The organism is Caballeronia sp. INML2, assembly GCF_023631365.1.
Lineage (GTDB): Bacteria > Pseudomonadota > Gammaproteobacteria > Burkholderiales > Burkholderiaceae > Caballeronia > Caballeronia turbans.
In genome coordinates, this window is record NZ_JALQDH010000060.1 from 81,293 (window position 1) to 99,938 (window position 18,646).

The 18,646-nt window shown below is 62.6% G+C and carries 8 protein-coding genes and 1 pseudogene; 4 read left to right on the plus strand and 5 right to left on the minus strand.

Features of this window, described 5'->3' with window-relative positions:
- The first annotated feature begins 8 nt into the window (after positions 1–8).
- From NCT32_RS21755 to NCT32_RS21765, 3 genes are read left to right on the plus strand one after another with little or no spacing between them, the layout of a single operon-like run.
- Positions 9–1,166, plus strand: coding sequence for a dihydrodipicolinate synthase family protein (locus NCT32_RS21755; RefSeq protein WP_061117040.1), 1,158 nt, complete (start codon positions 9–11; stop codon positions 1,164–1,166).
- A gap of 20 nt (positions 1,167–1,186) precedes the next feature.
- On the plus strand, positions 1,187–2,026 hold the full coding sequence (locus NCT32_RS21760) for a sugar phosphate isomerase/epimerase (protein ID WP_061117039.1): 840 nt from the start codon (positions 1,187–1,189) through the stop codon (positions 2,024–2,026).
- 33 nt (positions 2,027–2,059) lie between these two features.
- Positions 2,060–2,548, plus strand: a complete 489-nt coding sequence (locus tag NCT32_RS21765; protein WP_061117038.1) for a MaoC/PaaZ C-terminal domain-containing protein — start codon at positions 2,060–2,062, stop codon at positions 2,546–2,548.
- A gap of 12 nt (positions 2,549–2,560) precedes the next feature.
- On the opposite strand, the gene NCT32_RS21770 is transcribed toward NCT32_RS21765, so the two are convergent.
- The 4 genes from NCT32_RS21770 to NCT32_RS21785 all read right to left on the minus strand — a co-directional run bounded on the left by NCT32_RS21770 (position 2,561) and on the right by NCT32_RS21785 (position 6,718).
- A complete protein-coding gene (locus NCT32_RS21770; protein ID WP_061117037.1) occupies positions 2,561–3,793 on the minus strand; it encodes an FAD-binding oxidoreductase in 1,233 nt (410 codons plus the stop codon).
- Positions 3,794–3,853: 60 nt separating this feature from the next.
- Positions 3,854–4,048: a hypothetical protein gene (locus NCT32_RS21775; protein ID WP_143756296.1), complete on the minus strand. Its 195-nt coding sequence runs from the start codon at positions 4,046–4,048 to the stop codon at positions 3,854–3,856.
- A 103-nt stretch (positions 4,049–4,151) separates the two neighbouring features.
- A complete protein-coding gene (locus tag NCT32_RS21780) occupies positions 4,152–5,843 on the minus strand; it encodes a cyclic peptide export ABC transporter (protein ID WP_250490522.1) in 1,692 nt (563 codons plus the stop codon).
- Positions 5,843–6,718 carry an alpha/beta fold hydrolase gene (locus tag NCT32_RS21785; RefSeq protein ID WP_250477714.1) on the minus strand — a complete coding sequence of 292 codons (876 nt, stop codon included), beginning with the start codon at positions 6,716–6,718 and terminating at the stop codon, positions 5,843–5,845. Before NCT32_RS21785 ends, NCT32_RS21780 begins: the two co-directional genes overlap by 1 nt.
- Before the next feature lie 154 nt (positions 6,719–6,872).
- Here NCT32_RS21785 and NCT32_RS21790 point away from each other — a divergent pair, with 154 nt between their 5' ends.
- The gene (locus tag NCT32_RS21790; RefSeq protein ID WP_061117035.1) at positions 6,873–7,532 is read left to right on the plus strand and encodes a hypothetical protein; all 660 of its coding nucleotides are present in this window, start codon (positions 6,873–6,875) and stop codon (positions 7,530–7,532) included.
- A gap of 102 nt (positions 7,533–7,634) precedes the next feature.
- Here NCT32_RS21790 and NCT32_RS21795 read toward each other — a convergent pair.
- A pseudogene (locus NCT32_RS21795) lies at positions 7,635–18,638 on the minus strand (amino acid adenylation domain-containing protein); the annotation flags it as partial.
- Positions 18,639–18,646 lie beyond the last annotated feature (8 nt).

Sequence of the window (18,646 nt, forward strand, 5' to 3'; positions counted from 1 at the left end):
CCACCATCATGCAAATCGTTCTTCCGGCCGCTTCCGGCCAGTTCGACACCTACACGCTCACAGGCGATCCGATCAGCGGTGCGCCGGCGGGCGCAACGTTCAACCGCATCGCGTATTCGGCGGCGCACGTCGTCGCCGATCCGCATCGCAGCGGCGAACTGAATCAGCCCGCCGCGCTCGACTGGCCGCGCACCATCGAGTACCGGCGTTATCTGATCGGGCAGGGCCTCGGCATTGCCGAAGCGATGGACACCGCGCAGCGCGGCATGGGTCTGTCGTGGGAAATCGCGCTCGAACTCGTGCAACGCACGATGGCCGAAACGCGCGACATGCCTCAGGCGCTCATCGCGTCGGGCTGCGGCACCGACCATCTGAGCGCGCACGCGGTGACATCGTGCGATGACGTGATTCGCGCCTATGCGATGCAGCTCGACGCCATCCAGCGCACCGGCAGCCGCGTGATCCTGATGGCGAGCCGCGCGCTCGCACGCGTCGCGCGGCATCGCGACGACTATCGGCGCGTTTACCGCGAAGTGCTCGCGATGTGCGAACGGCCCGTGATCCTGCACTGGCTCGGTGACATGTTCGATCCCGAGCTGAAAGGCTACTGGGGCAGCGACAATCTCGACGAAGCCGCCGATGCCTGCCTCGCGGTGATCGCGGAGAACGCGCACAAAATCGACGGCATCAAGATTTCGCTGCTCGACGACGCGCGCGAGATCGCGTTCCGCCGCCGTCTGCCCGAAGGCGTGAAGATGTACACGGGCGACGACTTCAACTATCCGTCGCTCATCAAGGGCGACGAAGCGGGCTTCTCGCACGCGCTGCTCGGCATCTTCGATGCGATCGCGCCCGCCGCGTCGAAGGCGCTCGCCGCGCTCGCCAGCGGCGATATCGGGCGATACGAGCGCGTGCTCGAACCCACGGTCGCGCTCTCGCGGCACATCTTCCGCGCGCCGACGCAGTACTACAAGACGGGCGTCGTCTTTCTCGCGTACCTGAACGGATTCCAGCCGCACTTCTTCATGCCGGGCGGCCATCACGGCGCGCGTCCGCCGCTCTATCTCGCGGACGTGTTCCGTCTCGCCGATGCCGCCAACCTTCTGCGCGATCCGGAACTCGCGGTGCACCGGATGCGGCTCGTCATGCAGACCTTCGGCTTGTGAACGATGCAAGGGAGCGCGAGATGGATTCACTGAAACGATGCGCCATCAATACCGCGACGCTCGGGCATCGCGAATCGCTCGATGTGACGCTGGAGCGGATCGCGCGCGCGGGCTTCGGCGGCGTCGCGCCGTGGCGGCACGAGGTCGAGGCGATCGGCGCGCAAGCGGTCGCGCGCCGGCTTCGCGCGCTGCAACTCACGGTCACCGGCTATTGCCGTTCGGCGTATCTGACCGGCGCGACGCCAGCGGACCGGCGCGCGAGCATCGACGGCAATATCGCGGCGCTGCACGATGCCGCCGAGCTCGACGCGCGCTGTTTCGTGCTCGTCGTGGGCGGCGTGAATGCGAACGGCCGCGATCTGGCGGGCGCGCGCGCTCGGGTCGACGAGAGCATCGCGCGTCTGCTCGAAGAGGCGCGCAAGCTGAAGGTGCCGCTTGCCATCGAGCCTTTGCATCCGATGTACGCGGCGGACCGTTCCGTCGTCAACACGATCGGGCAGGCGCTCGCGATGTGCGAACGCATCGCGCCGGACGATCCGTCGATGCTGGGCATCGCCATCGACGTGTATCACTGCTGGTGGGACCCGCTGCTGTCGGCATCCATCGCGGCGGCGGGCCGCGCGCGGCGGATTCTCGCGTATCACGTGTGCGACTGGCACGCCGACACGAAGGACATGCTGATGGATCGCGGCATGATGGGCGATGGCGTCATCGATCTGGCGGGCTTTCGGCGCGAGATGGAAGACGCGGGCTACGCCGGCATGATGGAAGTGGAAATCTTTTCGCGCGACCGGTGGTGGAAGGTCGCGCCGGACGAAGTGCTGGCCGTATGCGCGCAGCGCCTGCAATCGGTTTGCTGACGCAACAGAGACAACAGAGACAAGAGACAGGACATGAGCCAGGCAATCAACGAAGACGCGCGCACGGGACGTCTGCTTCCGGCGGGCAAATACGACCTCAACGACATCGAACCCGGCGATCACTACGTCACCTCGGGGATGACGGTCACGGAGTCGCACGTCGTCAACTACGCGGGCGTCTCGGGCGATCTGTACGACCTGCATATGGACGATGTCGCCGCGCAGGAGGCGGGCTTTCCCGGGCGCATCGCGCATGGACTTCTGGGACTCGCGCTGGCCGACGGCCTCAAGACGCGCAGCGACGTCCGCTTCAGCGCACTCGCGACGTTGAGCTGGAACTGGGCGTTTCGCGCGCCGCTGATGATCGGCGATCGAATCCAGGTGCGTATCGAAGTCGTGGAGAAGCGCGTCACCAAACGAACCGACCGCGGCATCGCGACGTTGAGGCTGACCGTGCTGAACCAGCACGGAGCTGTGCTGCAGGACGGGCAAACGCTGTTGCTGATGGCGAATCGCGCTTAGCGCATCGCTCGATCAGAACCGGTCCGCACGAAACGGGCGAGGGTCCACGAGCGGAGTCTCGCCGGTCATCATCTCGGCGATGATGCGTCCGGTGACCGGGCCGAGCGTGAGCCCATGATGCGCATGACCGAAGGCGAACCACAGATTTGCATGGCGCGGCGCCGGGCCGATCACGGGCATCATGTCGGGCGTGCACGGTCGGCGCCCGAGCCAGGGTTGCGCATCGAGGCGCTCGCCGAGCGGAAACGTTTCGCGAGCGAAAGGCTCCACCGCCGCCAGTTGCACGGGCGTCTTCGGCGAATCCCTGAGGCCGAGCTCGACGCCTGTCGTCAAGCGGATGCCGCGTGTCATGGGCGTGATGACATAGCCGACTTCCGCATCGAGCACAGGTTGATTAAGCGTTGCACCGGGCTTCGCCGCGTAGTGCATGTGATAGCCGCGTTTGACCTCGAGCGGAAAGCGATAGCCCAGCTTCGCAATCGCATCAGTCGACCACGGTCCCAGCGCGACGACGGCCTGTTTCGCCGATACGACGCCTGATGCGGTAGTCAACCGCCATCCGGTTTCGAGCGTCGATGCATCGCCGATCAATACGGTGCCGCCAAGCGTCTCGAACAGCTTCGCATACGCCCGCACGAGGCCCGACGGATCGCTCACCGAATCTGCGGATGTGTATCGGAGAGCCGCTTTGAGTGCGCGGCCGAGCGAAGGCTCCGCGTCATGCAGGGCCTCGTAGGAAAGGGCATCGAACGGAATGCCATATTCGTCTTTCCAGCGCGAAGCCTCGTTCACGGCAATGTCGAACGCTTTGGTTGTCCGGAAAGCGTTGATCCATCCTCCGGTTCTCAGCAGCGCGTCAGCACCGGCTGCGTCGATCAGTTCCCGATGTTCGGAAACGCTATGTCCGATCAGCGCCGAATAAGCACGCGCGATCTTCGCGTGACGGTCGGGTCGGGAATGATGCCAGTAGCGAAGCAGGAACGGCAGCAGCTTCGGCATGGCGGCCGCATGGTATCTGACGTCGGTTGCGCGGTTCGACGCGTATCGCGAGATCGTGGCAAGGTCGCGCGGAAAGGCATACGGGTAGACGCCTTCTCGCTGGATGATGCCGGCATTGCCCAGCGATGTCTCGTTACCGGGCGCCTTTCGGTCGATCAGCGCGACCTTCGCTCCACGGCGCTGCAAGTGAACGGCTATCGAGGTTCCGACGATACCCGCGCCGAGCACCATTACATCAAAGTCCATATTCGCTTCCTGTAGCCATGTGGTTCCGAGCACAGCATTCCATAACGGACGATCGCAACGCTATGCACCCGCCGGCCGCGACAGTTTCACGCTCTGCAGCAGCGCCTGCAAGTCGCCGATATTGAACGGCTTGGAAAGAATCGTCACGCCGACATGTTTCGCGCGTTCGAGTTTGTCGGCATAGCCCGTCATCGATCCCGCTATTCCAGACTTCGCTGGCGTGACCGACGCCGTCGAGCAGTACCGTGAACTCATCACCGCCTGGGCGGCTCACGGTGTCGTTAGTAGCCACCGCATTCAGCAGGCGTCGCGACACAACGCCGTGGGCGGAGACGCGGTGTTCGAGTGAACGGCAAGCTCATTCCGCCACTGCCGAGCCACCGCGTCCGGCGAACAGGCCTTCTTTCAGTGCTTCCGAGGATACGTCGGTAAGGCGCCCGTTCGCAACCTGAACGAGACGATCGGCGCATTCGAAATAGGCATCGTCGTGAGAGATGACGATGACTGTCTTCCCCTTGCGCTTGAGCTCGGGAATCAACTGCGTGTAGAACACGCGCCTGAATACGGGATCCTGATCGGCGGCCCATTCGTCGAACAGATAGATTGGGCGATCTTCCAGATACGACGCTATGAGCGCCATGCGCTTGCGTTGTCCGGAAGAGAGATTGACCGTGCTGAACCGGTTGCCCTTCATGCTGACCTTGTGATCGAGTTCGAGCTTGTGAAGATACTGCGCCGCCTGCTTCGCAATCTGCGACTGGTCTTCACACAGCACCTCATCGAACAGATGAAAGTCGGCGAACACGGCCGAGAAGCGCTCGCGATAATGCGCAAGGTTCTCCCGCTCGACTCTTACGCCGTTCAATTCCACATGCCCTTGCTCGGGTTCGTACAGTCCGAGCAGCAGCATCGCGAGCGTAGTCTTGCCGCTGCCGTTGCCGCCGATCAAGTAGACCACTTCGCCCTGACGAATCGATAGATCAATCGGCCCCAATGTGAACGGATGATCTTCCGTCAGCCCCGGATATCGATGCGATACGGCGGAGAACCGGATCAGCGGCACGCCTTCGGCTGCGTCCCCGAAGGGATCGTCTGGCGTGACATGAGCATCATCATCCGGTTGCTGCGTGAGCTCGGCATCGAGAATGCGGATGCGCCCCAGCGCAATCGACGCCTGACGAAGAATCGGCAAAGTCGTCATGACTTCGCTGACCGGCTGGATCAGGAAGAGAAGCAAGAGGGTGAGCGTCACGAGCACGCCGTGCGATTGTGGAAACCAATGCGGCACGACGAGCAGAATCAGGCCGATCGCCACATAGAAGAGCATGCCACCCGCGTTGGCGACGAGCGAATAGACGAGCATCGCGCGGGTGAACGATCGGCGGAATGCGTGTGCGGTCGAATGAACGACGTGCTCGGTGAAGTATCGGGCTCGCGCGTCGTTGAGTTGCAATTCCCGCGTGCCTTCCAGCAAGGAACGAAAGTGCCTGAAGATGACATCGAGCTGATCTCTCACCGCTTGCATTTCGCGCAAGGGCCAGCGCTCGATAACATGATAAATCGCCCCTCCGACGACGAGAAAGACGAAAAAGCACGCGAACGCCTGCCACGAAAGCCACGCCATATACACGAGGCATACGGCGATGAGCACCACGTTGCCGAACGCGAGCGGCAGCATTTGCGCAGCTTGCGCGAACGTGTTGATGTCTGTGGTAAGAATGGCGAGCAGGCGCGGCTTGCCAAGCGTTTGCAGCTTCTTGTAGGGCGTGCGCAGAATCTTGCGGCATAGCTCGATTCGAAGACTGCATATCACCTGCTGACCGAAATCCAGCACGATGATCTGCGAACTCGTTCTGAACAGCAGTTGCGCCGCGCACACCGCGAAGAAAACGATCACCAGTCCGCGCGTTTCGATCTGACCGGCGGCGACTTTGCTGATTAGACGCGCGATCTCCGCACTGCACAGCGCCCCGGCGAACCCGGCGATGACTGCGATGACCAGTCGCGGCATGGACTGTCGGCGAAGCTGCGCGGGAATGATGGAGAACATCACTGACCTCCGCTTGCGGCATGCGGCAGGGAAGCAAGGAATGCCTCGATCGTGCGATTGAATTCATCGGGGTTATCGGTCATCACCGCATGGCCGGCGCGGGATATCGTGGCGAGCTGTCCTTCGCGCAGCGCGTGATGCGCCATGCGCTGTGCATCCTGCGGTTTGAGCACCGCTGACCCGACGCCTCTCACGACGAGCGTCGGGCAGCGCACGGACGCCATCATCTGCCACAGCTGTTCCGCGCGCGGCTCCATGTTTTGCGGCGACTCATCAGCGACGCGCCGGTCTAGCTTCGGCTCGAACATGCCGGCCGGCGTTCGGCGCAACGCATGCAGGGCGAGATTGCGAAGTGCACGGCCGTTCGCCAGCGGACGCCGGTCGAGCAACCACGATACGTATCCGTCGATCGTGTCGAACGTAGCCGGCGTCTCGCGTATGTCGGCACGAACGCGTTGTGAACCCGATGCGTCGGATTCCGGTCCAAAGTCCACCATGACCAGTCCGGAAACATGGTGCCCGAGCAGGGCATCCAATTGCAACGCGACACTGCCGCCGAGCGAATGACCGATAAGAACGGGCTTTCTTATGTTCATTGCAAGCAGAACCTGTAACACGTCGCCAGCAAGGGTTGGTGAATCGTAAGCGCGCTCCGGGTCCCAGCTCGAATCGCCGTGGCCCCTTAAATCGATCGACACGAAGCGATGTTCGGCCGACGCTACGTCGGTCAACGTTCGCCATACGCCGCTGCACTCGCCGCGGCCGTGCAGCAAGACGCAGGGCGTGCCGATACTTCCGGACTCTTCAACGGAGATATCAAAACGGCCGTCGCGAACCTTGATACTGCGCCGCTGCATGAATAAGGGACGTTTCATCTTGAGCACCTATCTGGAACCAGGCTTAGTGTGTCTTTCGAAAGTTAGCGGGCGATGAGGGCGCGGGTCGTTTCGAATCGTGGTCATGGGCTAAGGGCGAACTAACTTTCGACGCATAACCTGACGCACATCGCAACCTACCGGTGGAGTCCTCATGAAAAGCGCCGAACATGCCTATGAAGAGCAGGATTCTCAGCTCGTCGAGTTTGCAGACACCGAGAGGGTCGACGTCTCGCCGGAAGCCCTCGCAGCGATGGTCGCCGAGGCAATGCACGTGAAGCGATGCGTCGTTTCGATACCCGTCGATGATCGCGTCGCCGAGTTGTGCTCCGCGCACACCGAGGCATTCGGCGAAGTCCATATTGGCGAGAAGACGGCCATCGTCGAATACTCGGACGCGCACGACAAGATGTTCGCCGTCCTCGCGCTGAATGGAAAGACGATAGGCGTCGTGCAAGTATCGGGACCGCGGCTCGGACGGCAATTCGATGAACATGATCTGAAGCTGCTCCAGATTCTCGGTACGTTCGTCACGCGATCCGTCGAGGCGGACCGGCTGGAGAAGCTCGTCGCCTCGCCGTTCGCCCAGGCAACGATCAGGCGATCGTCGGATCAGACGATCGGCGACATCGTCGCGCAATCCGTCCAGAACCCGAGCCAGCTCTCCAAGATGCTTGCACGATCGTTCTATCGAGAGATGACGCGCGCGGGATTCGACTTCAATCAGATCATCGGCGCGGCCACCGAAATCATTTCTGAACTCGCCAGCAACGTGCGCAAGCACAGCGATCGCAAGCAGCGGCGCGAAGGTTGAGCGATCGTCATATTGGCGGGCTCGGCGCACTCGTTTGACTCCTTCCATGCCTTCGTTCGATAGCATCGCCACGGCCTCTTGAGCGGTGGCGATGCTGGTTCTCTACTTCGCCGACGCGCCGATCACATTCATCGATGCAAGGTTCTGTCCGATCATCGCGAGCGACGATGGCAGGCACATCTCGGTATGCATGCAATCGATGTCGTAATTCGCTATCGAACCATTCACGCAGTCTCGCCATTGCGCGATACGTCGGGGTTGTCCGGGCGCTTCGGAGCGCGTCGCCGTGAAATAGACGATATCGCCATGGAACGACTTGGGCGTGAACATCGATTGCAACTGCATGTTCCGCTGCGTTGTACCTATCAGCGTCGTAATGTGGTCGTCCGTGATATACGCGGGTATCAGCCGATGCTCACGCAGCGCGACCACGCGCTCGTTGGTCGATCGCATCGCCTGAAGCGTGAGCATCAGATCGGGCGACATGCTCGGGAACGTGGCTGCGAACAGCGCGCATTCATCGACTTCGGGTGCAGCGAGTCCGTCAGGCAGACGCGAATCCAGCAATACGAGTTCGCCGACCTTCTCGCCGAGGCTTTGCAGTTGCGTCGCCATTTCGTACGCAAGCAGTCCGCCAAATGACCAGCCGAGGAGGTGATACGGACCGTGAGGCTGGATCGTGCGGATGCGCGCGATGTAGTCGGCCGCCATCTCGGCGATGCTAGCGGGACCGTAACCGGGGTGCTTTAACGCCGGCGTCTGGACCGCATAGATCGGCCGGTCGCCATCGATGATCTTCGCGAGACCCGCATAACTCCACGCCAATCCGCCGACCGGATGAATGCAGAAGAGCGGTGCGCCATCGCCCGGTGTGCGGATCGGCAGAATCGGATCGAATTCGTTGTTTGAAGGTGCGGCGTTCAGTTGATTTGCCAGTTCCGCCACCGATGGCGCATTGAAGAGAACGCGAATCGAAATGTCCTGGCCGAGCTTCGCGTGAATCGATGCCATCAACTGAACGGCCAGCAATGAATGCCCCCCAAGCGCGAAGAAGTTGTCGAAGACACTCACGCGCTCGAGGCCGAGCACGCTGGCGAAGCACTGCGCGAGCGTGTGTTCGAGCGAGGTGCGCGGCGCGACATAAGCGCCAAGATCCTGCCACTGCGGATCGGGCAATGCGCGGCGATCGAGCTTGCCGTTGGGCGTGAGCGGCAGCGCATCGAGCGTCACGAACGCAGATGGCACCATGTAATCGGGCAAGCGCGCACTCACATGCTCGCGAAGCGCGTTCGTATCGACATCGGCAAGTCCCGTGACATAGGCGATGAGTTGCTGGTCTTGTGTCGCTTCACGCCGTGCCCGTGCGATTACGACGGCTTCGCGCACGGCCGGATGACTGGCGAGCTGCGCTTCGATCTCGCCGAGTTCGATGCGGAAGCCGCGAATCTTGACCTGATGATCGTTGCGTCCGAGGAACTCGAGATTGCCATCGGCGCGATAACGCGCGAGATCGCCCGTGCGATAGATGCGGGCATCGGCAATGAATGGATCGTCGAGGAAGCGTTCGGCGGTGAGATCGGGACGATTGAGATAACCGCGCGCCACACCCGCGCCACCGATATACAACTCGCCCACGGCACCGGGCGGCACGAGCCGGTAGTGCGCATCGAGCACGTACAGACGCGTGTTGGCGATCGGCCGACCGACCGATATCGTCGATGACCTATGCGCTTCGGGGCCCGTGCGATAGCACGACGACCAGACCGTTGTTTCAGTCGGACCGTAGAGATTCCACAGCGCCTTGACCTTCTCGTTCAGACGCGCCGCGAGGTTCGCGGACAACGCTTCGCCGCCGCACAGCGCGGTAAGCTTCGCGCTGCCGCTCCACTGCGTATCGAGCAGCATGCGCCAGGTGGCCGGCGTCGCCTGCATGAAGCTGATGGCGTGCGCATCGATGAGCGCTTGCAACGCGAGCGGATCGGCCGCGTCGCTGCGGGACGCGAGCACGATGCACGCGCCGGTGCTCAAGGGCAAATACAACTCCAGCCCCGCGATATCGAAGGATATCGTCGTGACGGCGAGCAGTTTGTCGGCGGCGCTCATCGAGGTGATATCGCGCATCGAGCACAGGAAGTTCAGCATCTCGCGATGCTCGACCATCACGCCTTTGGGCTTGCCTGTGGAGCCCGAAGTGAAGAGCACGTAAGCGAGATGATGCGGCGCGAGCCTTGTTTGCGGATTGCCTGCCGATTCATCGAGCGATGCGTTCGGATCGAGCACGCTCAACGTACCCGTATCACCGAGCGCTTCGCGGCCGGTGGCATCGGCGATTAGCAGCCGAGGTGTCGAGTCGGTGAGGATGTGAGTCAGGCGCTCGCCGGGATAGGCCGGATCGAGCGGCACATAGGCGCCGCCCGCTTTGAGTATCGCGAGCAATGACACCACCATGCCGATGCCACGCTCCACGCACAGCGCCACGCGATCTTCCGGCTCGACCCCGAGCGCGAGCAGACGACGCGCGAGCCGATTGGCACGCGCATTGAGTTGCGCGTACGTGAGCGTTTGATCGTCGAAGACGAGCGCGATCGCATCGGGTGTGCGCTCGACCTGCTGCTCGAACAACTGATGAATGCACAGCTCGACAGGGTAAGGCGCGGCGGTATCGTTCCACGTCTGGACCAGTAACTGACGCGTGTCGGGCGGCAGCACATCGAGTTGATCGACGGGCGTCTGCGGTGCCTGCTCGAGCGCCTGCACGAGACTCGATAACGCTTGCTCCATGTACCCGCACAACTGATCGGGCGACAGCGGCGCGAGCGTTTGCGCGGTCAAACCAAGGCTCTCGCCGTTGTCTTCGACAGCGAGCATGAGCGGATAGTTGGTGCGCTCTTCGGCGCCGAGCAGTTCGATGCCCTCGAAGGCGTACTGTTCATCGGCGACGGCCTGATTGTGCCGATAGTTCAGCAGCGCGCTAAAGAGCGGCGCGGGCGCGGCCACGCCACTGCATCGCTGAGCGAGCGCGAGCGGGGCATGCTGATGCTGCAGCAAGGCCGCCAGACGTCGGTGCGTGTCACGCACGCTATCGACAACAGAGGCATCGTTCACATCGAGACGAATCGGCAAGGTGTTGATGAGCAGCCCGAGCGCCTGATCGACACCTGCCTGCATGCGTCCGAGCAGCACGGTGCCGAAGACGATGCGGCCATCGCTGGCGCTTGCCGCGTCGAGCACACGCGCCCATGCGAGATGACAGAGACTGGCGAGACTGACGCCGAGTTCTCGCGCCTGCGTGCGCAGACGCGTGTTCAACGCCGCGGGCAACGTCACGCGAGCTTCGGCAACAGCGGAGCCGTCGTGATGTACATCGGTGAAGCCAAAGGGCAGCGTGGGCTCGCTGACATCGGCGAGCATGTCGCGGAAGAACGCTTCATGCTCCTGCTGAGTGGCGCCGAGCCGAGCCTGCGCAACCAGATCGCGAAACGGTTGCGCCACATTGAGAGCATCCGCACGACCCTCGAGCAGTGCGCTGATCTCCTTCTGAATTACTTCGAGCGTAACGTGGTCGCCGATCAGGTGATGCCACACGAGCAGCGCGAGCCAGCGCGGCGAATCGTGCTCCTTCGCGATGGTGAGCCGAAGCAGGGGCGCCTGATGCAAAGGCAGGCGTTGAGAGCGCGCATCGAACAGACGCGCGAGTTGATCGGCTGCCGGACCGTGCGCGGGATCGAGCTCGATCTCGTCGATGGTGACAGGCGCTTCGCGACAGACGACTTGCGCGGGCGTGCTGATGCCATCGTGAATGAAGGCGGTGCGCAGGATGTCGTGCCGTGCGATGATCCGTTGCAGCGCATCGAGCCAGGCATCGAGACGCGCGCGGCTATCGAAGGCGATACGCGCGGTTTGCAGATACGGGTCGCCCTCGGTGGTCAGCATGTGATGGAACAGAATGCCTTCCTGAAGCGGTGCAAGCGCGTAAATGTCTTGCACGTTGGCGAGACCACCAGGCACTTGCCCGACGATGTGATCGATATCCGCTTGCGTCAAGGCGATGAGCGGCAGCATGGCAGGCGTGAGCGCAGTCGTGTCGCGCGTGATGACATTGGGCGGCACGACGATATCGTCCGGAATCGCACCGCGCTCGATCGATGCCGCGAGCGTACTGAGGACGGGCGTCGCGAAGAGATCGCGCACGTTGGCGTGCAGGCCGATGCGGCGCATGCGTTCGATGAGCGTCACGGCCAGCAGCGAATGGCCGCCGAGCGCGAAGAAGTTATCCTGCCGGCCCACGCGATCGAGGCCCAGCAACTCGGCCCACAGATCGGCGAGCGATGATTCGGTCTCACCCAAAGGCGCTTCGAAGGGACGCAGCGCAAAGGCATCGGCGTGCGGATCGGGCAGCGCGTGACGGTCGAGCTTGCCGTTAGGCGTGAGCGGCAGTGCATCGAGCATGACGATCGCCGATGGCACCATGTAATCGGGCAGGCGCTCCGCGAGATGCTCGCGCAAGACACTGGCATCGACATCGGCAAGCAGCGTGACATAAGCGATGAGTTGCTGATCCTGCGAGGCTTCGCTTCGGGCCCGCGCGATGACCACCGCTTCACGCACGGCGGCATGATCCACGAGTTGCGCTTCGATCTCGCCGAGTTCGATACGGAAGCCGCGCACCTTCACCTGGTGATCGTTGCGGCCGAGGAACTCGATGTTGCCATCGGCACGATAACGCGCGAGATCGCCCGTGCGGTACATGCGCTCGCCGGGCATGAACGGATCGTCGAGGAAGCGTTCGGCGGTGAGTTCAGGCCGGTTGAGATAACCACGCGCCACGCCCGCGCCGCCGATATACACTTCGCCCACCGTGCCGAGCGGCACCGGCTTGCATCGAGCATCGAGCAGATAGACGCGCGTGTTGCCGATCGGCTTGCCGATGGTCTCCGTCACGCGATCGCCCTTATGCATCTCGATCCACGTCGAGTAAGTGGTCGTCTCGGACGGCCCATACAGATTGCACAATCGTTCGATATCGGTCTCGGCGAAGATGCGTTTCATCAGTGCGAGCTTGAGCGGCTCGCCGGCAAGGTTGATCGTCTTGACAGACGCCAGCGATGCGCCCGCATCGAGTAGCGAAGTGATCGCCGATGGCACCGTGTTGACGAGGCTCACATCGTGCGGCTTTCTAGAAAGTGCCAGGACGTTGTCGACGAGATGCACTGTGGCCCCGCAGGTCAACGGTGCGAAGCATTCATAGACCGAAAGATCGAAGTTGACCGATGTGGCAAACAGCGTGTGTGAAAGCTCTTTCGATGTGAAGGCGTTCAGCGCCCAGCTGAGGAAGTTGACGGCATTTCGATGTTCGATGGCGACGCCCTTCGGCTTGCCCGTCGATCCCGACGTATAGATCACATACGCGAGGTTATGCGGCGCGACAGGTGCCTGCGGATCGGCCGGCGAGAGCGCTTCCTCGTCGGATGCATGAAGATCGAGTACCGTTAGCGGGCCTGTGTCGCCCAACGCATCACGGCCGACTGCATCGGCGATCAGCAGTCGCGGCTCGGCATCGGCAAGAATGTGATTCAGCCGTTCACCGGGATAGGCAGGATCGAGCGGCACGTATGCGCCGCCCGCCTTGAGCGTTGCTATCAACGAGACGATCATGCCGATGCGCCGCTCCATGCATAACGCGACGCGATCTTCCGGCTGCACGCGCAGCGCGATCAGTCGATGCGCAAGCCGATTCGCACGCGCATTCAGCTCCGCATACGTAAGGGATTCGTCTTCGAAGACGAGCGCCGTCGCATCGGGCGTGCGTCGAACCTGTTGCTCGAAGAGCTGATGCATGCAGAGGTGGTCGGGGTAGGCGCACGCCGTATCGTTCCATTGATTGAACAGCGCATGCTCTTCAGGCAACACGAGCTCGAGCGCATGCAGCGGTGCATCCGGCCGCGCGAGCGCCTGATCGAGCAATCGCGTGAAGCGTTCACCGAAACGAACGATAGTGTGCTTATCGAAAAGATCGGTCGCGTAGCTGATGCTGCCTGTGAAGCGGTCGTGCGTATGCGTCAGGTTCAGCGTGAGGTCGAACTTGGCGCCGGCTTCGGCCGGAGGCAGGAGTTCCAGCGTGAGGCCCGGCAAAGCAAGTGCCTCGAGCGGCGCGTTCTGCAAGACGAGCATCACTTGAAACAGCGGCGTGCGGCTCATGTCACGCACCGGCGCGAGCGCTTCGACGAGTTTTTCGAAGGGCAGGTCCTGATGCGCGTAAGCGGCGAGCGTCGTATCGCGCACTTGCGCGAGCAATTCACGCAAGCAGGGCTCGCCCGAGAGATCCGCACGCAATACGAGCGTATTAACGAACAGCCCGATGAGCGGTTCGATCTGCGCATGCGTGCGATTGGCGATCGGCGAGCCGACTGCCACTTGCGATTGCCCGGACAGGCGAGCAAGAAGCGTCTGGAACGCGGCGAGCACCACCATGTACGGCGTTACGCCTTCGCGATGCGCGAGCGTGTTCACGCGCTCCGACAAGTCAGGACTCAGCGAAAAGGGCAACGTCGCGCCACGTCCGCTGATTCGTGCAGGGCGAGGACGATCGGTCGGCAGATCGAGCGGTGCGAGTTCGGCGAGCTGAGTGCACCAGTATTGCGTCTGTCGATCGAGTTCCGCACCGGCGAGCCAATCCCGCTGCCACAATGTGAAGTCGGCATACTGCACGACCAGGCGCGGCAAAGCGAGCGGTTCGTCATGCAACATGGCCTTATAGCAGGCGCCGAGTTCCCGCACGAGCACGCCGATGGACCAGCCATCGGAGATGATGTGATGCATCGTGAAGAGCAGCATATGCTCGTCTTGCGCGAGGCGAAGCAGTTGCGCGCGAAGAAGCGGCCCGTGCTGAAGATCGAACGCTCGCGTGGCTTCGGCTTGCGTGATCCGGCGGACTTCGGCGGCTTGCGCATCGGTGGCGAGCGTGTCGAGTTCGACGAGGGGCAGTGCGATTTGCAATTGCGCCGCGATGCATTGAACGGCCTGACCACCTTGTTGCACGAAAGAAGTACGCAGGCTTTCGTGACGCTCCAGGAGGGCATTCAAAGCAGTTTCGAGCGACCGAACATCGAGCGACCCGCTCAGGCGCACGGCTACCGGAATGTTATAGGTGGATTGTCCGGGGTTGAGCTGTTCGAGGAACCACAATCGTTCCTGCGCGAAAGACAGCGGTAAATGCCGCGGCCGCGTGCGCGCTTGCAGTGTCGGGATTGCGCTGACGTGACCCGTTTCCTGCTGCAACGTTTCGGCGAGCGAAGCCACGGTCGGCGCATCGAACAACGTTCGCAAGGGCAATTCGATGGAAAGCGCCTGACGCAAGCGCGATACGAGTTGCGTGGCCAGCAGCGAATGCCCCCCAAGCGCGAAGAAGTTGTCGAAGACACTCACGCGCTCGAGGCCGAGCACGCTGGCGAAGCACTGCGCGAGCGTGTGTTCGAGCGAGGTGCGCGGCGCGACATAAGCGCCAAGATCCTGCCACTGCGGATCGGGCAATGCGCGGCGATCGAGCTTGCCGTTGGGCGTGAGCGGCAGCGCATCGAGCGTCACGAACGCAGATGGCACCATGTAATCGGGCAAGCGCGCACTCACATGCTCGCGAAGCGCGTTCGTATCGACATCGGCAAGTCCCGTGACATAGGCGATGAGTTGCTGGTCTTGTGTCGCTTCACGCCGTGCCCGTGCGATTACGACGGCTTCGCGCACGGCCGGATGACTGGCGAGCTGCGCTTCGATCTCGCCGAGTTCGATGCGGAAGCCGCGAATCTTGACCTGATGATCGTTGCGTCCGAGGAACTCGAGATTGCCATCGGCGCGATAACGCGCGAGATCGCCCGTGCGATAGATGCGGGCATCGGCAATGAATGGATCGTCGAGGAAGCGTTCGGCGGTGAGATCGGGACGATTGAGATAACCGCGCGCCACACCCGCGCCACCGATATACAACTCGCCCACGGCACCGGGCGGCACGAGCCGGTAGTGCGCATCGAGCACGTACAGACGCGTGTTGGCGATCGGCCGACCGACCGATATCGTCGATGACCTATGCGCTTCGGGGCCCGTGCGATAGCACGACGACCAGACCGTTGTTTCAGTCGGACCGTAGAGATTCCACAGCGCCTTGACCTTCTCGTTCAGACGCGCCGCGAGGTTCGCGGACAACGCTTCGCCGCCGCACAGCGCGGTAAGCTTCGCGCTGCCGCTCCACTGCGTATCGAGCAGCATGCGCCAGGTGGCCGGCGTCGCCTGCATGAAGCTGATGGCGTGCGCATCGATGAGCGCTTGCAACGCGAGCGGATCGGCCGCGTCGCTGCGGGACGCGAGCACGATGCACGCGCCGGTGCTCAAGGGCAAATACAACTCCAGCCCCGCGATATCGAAGGATATCGTCGTGACGGCGAGCAGTTTGTCGGCGGCGCTCATCGAGGTGATATCGCGCATCGAGCACAGGAAGTTCAGCATCTCGCGATGCTCGACCATCACGCCTTTGGGCTTGCCTGTGGAGCCCGAAGTGAAGAGCACGTAAGCGAGATGATGCGGCGCGAGCCTTGTTTGCGGATTGCCTGCCGATTCATCGAGCGATGCGTTCGGATCGAGCACGCTCAACGTACCCGTATCACCGAGCGCTTCGCGGCCGGTGGCATCGGCGATTAGCAGCCGAGGTGTCGAGTCGGTGAGGATGTGAGTCAGGCGCTCGCCGGGATAGGCCGGATCGAGCGGCACATAGGCGCCGCCCGCTTTGAGTATCGCGAGCAATGACACCACCATGCCGATGCCACGCTCCACGCACAGCGCCACGCGATCTTCCGGCTCGACCCCGAGCGCGAGCAGACGACGCGCGAGCCGATTGGCACGCGCATTGAGTTGCGCGTACGTGAGCGTTTGATCGTCGAAGACGAGCGCGATCGCATCGGGTGTGCGCTCGACCTGCTGCTCGAACAACTGATGAATGCACAGCTCGACAGGGTAAGGCGCGGCGGTATCGTTCCACGTCTGGACCAGTAACTGACGCGTGTCGGGCGGCAGCACATCGAGTTGATCGACGGGCGTCTGCGGTGCCTGCTCGAGCGCCTGCACGAGACTCGATAACGCTTGCTCCATGTACCCGCACAACTGATCGGGCGACAGCGGCGCGAGCGTTTGCGCGGTCAAACCAAGGCTCTCGCCGTTGTCTTCGACAGCGAGCATGAGCGGATAGTTGGTGCGCTCTTCGGCGCCGAGCAGTTCGATGCCCTCGAAGGCGTACTGTTCATCGGCGACGGCCTGATTGTGCCGATAGTTCAGCAGCGCGCTAAAGAGCGGCGCGGGCGCGGCCACGCCACTGCATCGCTGAGCGAGCGCGAGCGGGGCATGCTGATGCTGCAGCAAGGCCGCCAGACGTCGGTGCGTGTCACGCACGCTATCGACAACAGAGGCATCGTTCACATCGAGACGAATCGGCAAGGTGTTGATGAGCAGCCCGAGCGCCTGATCGACACCTGCCTGCATGCGTCCGAGCAGCACGGTGCCGAAGACGATGCGGCCATCGCTGGCGCTTGCCGCGTCGAGCACACGCGCCCATGCGAGATGACAGAGACTGGCGAGACTGACGCCGAGTTCTCGCGCCTGCGTGCGCAGACGCGTGTTCAACGCCGCGGGCAACGTCACGCGAGCTTCGGCAACAGCGGAGCCGTCGTGATGTACATCGGTGAAGCCAAAGGGCAGCGTGGGCTCGCTGACATCGGCGAGCATGTCGCGGAAGAACGCTTCATGCTCCTGCTGAGTGGCGCCGAGCCGAGCCTGCGCAACCAGATCGCGAAACGGTTGCGCCACATTGAGAGCATCCGCACGACCCTCGAGCAGTGCGCTGATCTCCTTCTGAATTACTTCGAGCGTAACGTGGTCGCCGATCAGGTGATGCCACACGAGCAGCGCGAGCCAGCGCGGCGAATCGTGCTCCTTCGCGATGGTGAGCCGAAGCAGGGGCGCCTGATGCAAAGGCAGGCGTTGAGAGCGCGCATCGAACAGACGCGCGAGTTGATCGGCTGCCGGACCGTGCGCGGGATCGAGCTCGATCTCGTCGATGGTGACAGGCGCTTCGCGACAGACGACTTGCGCGGGCGTGCTGATGCCATCGTGAATGAAGGCGGTGCGCAGGATGTCGTGCCGTGCGATGATCCGTTGCAGCGCATCGAGCCAGGCATCGAGACGCGCGCGGCTATCGAAGGCGATACGCGCGGTTTGCAGATACGGGTCGCCCTCGGTGGTCAGCATGTGATGGAACAGAATGCCTTCCTGAAGCGGTGCAAGCGCGTAAATGTCTTGCACGTTGGCGAGACCACCAGGCACTTGCCCGACGATGTGATCGATATCCGCTTGCGTCAAGGCGATGAGCGGCAGCATGGCAGGCGTGAGCGCAGTCGTGTCGCGCGTGATGACATTGGGCGGCACGACGATATCGTCCGGAATCGCACCGCGCTCGATCGATGCCGCGAGCGTACTGAGGACGGGCGTCGCGAAGAGATCGCGCACGTTGGCGTGCAGGCCGATGCGGCGCATGCGTTCGATGAGCGTCACGGCCAGCAGCGAATGGCCGCCGAGCGCGAAGAAGTTATCCTGCCGGCCCACGCGATCGAGGCCCAGCAACTCGGCCCACAGATCGGCGAGCGATGATTCGGTCTCACCCAAAGGCGCTTCGAAGGGACGCAGCGCAAAGGCATCGGCGTGCGGATCGGGCAGCGCGTGACGGTCGAGCTTGCCGTTAGGCGTGAGCGGCAGTGCATCGAGCATGACGATCGCCGATGGCACCATGTAATCGGGCAGGCGCTCCGCGAGATGCTCGCGCAAGACACTGGCATCGACATCGGCAAGCAGCGTGACATAAGCGATGAGTTGCTGATCCTGCGAGGCTTCGCTTCGGGCCCGCGCGATGACCACCGCTTCACGCACGGCGGCATGATCCACGAGTTGCGCTTCGATCTCGCCGAGTTCGATACGGAAGCCGCGCACCTTCACCTGGTGATCGTTGCGGCCGAGGAACTCGATGTTGCCATCGGCACGATAACGCGCGAGATCGCCCGTGCGGTACATGCGCTCGCCGG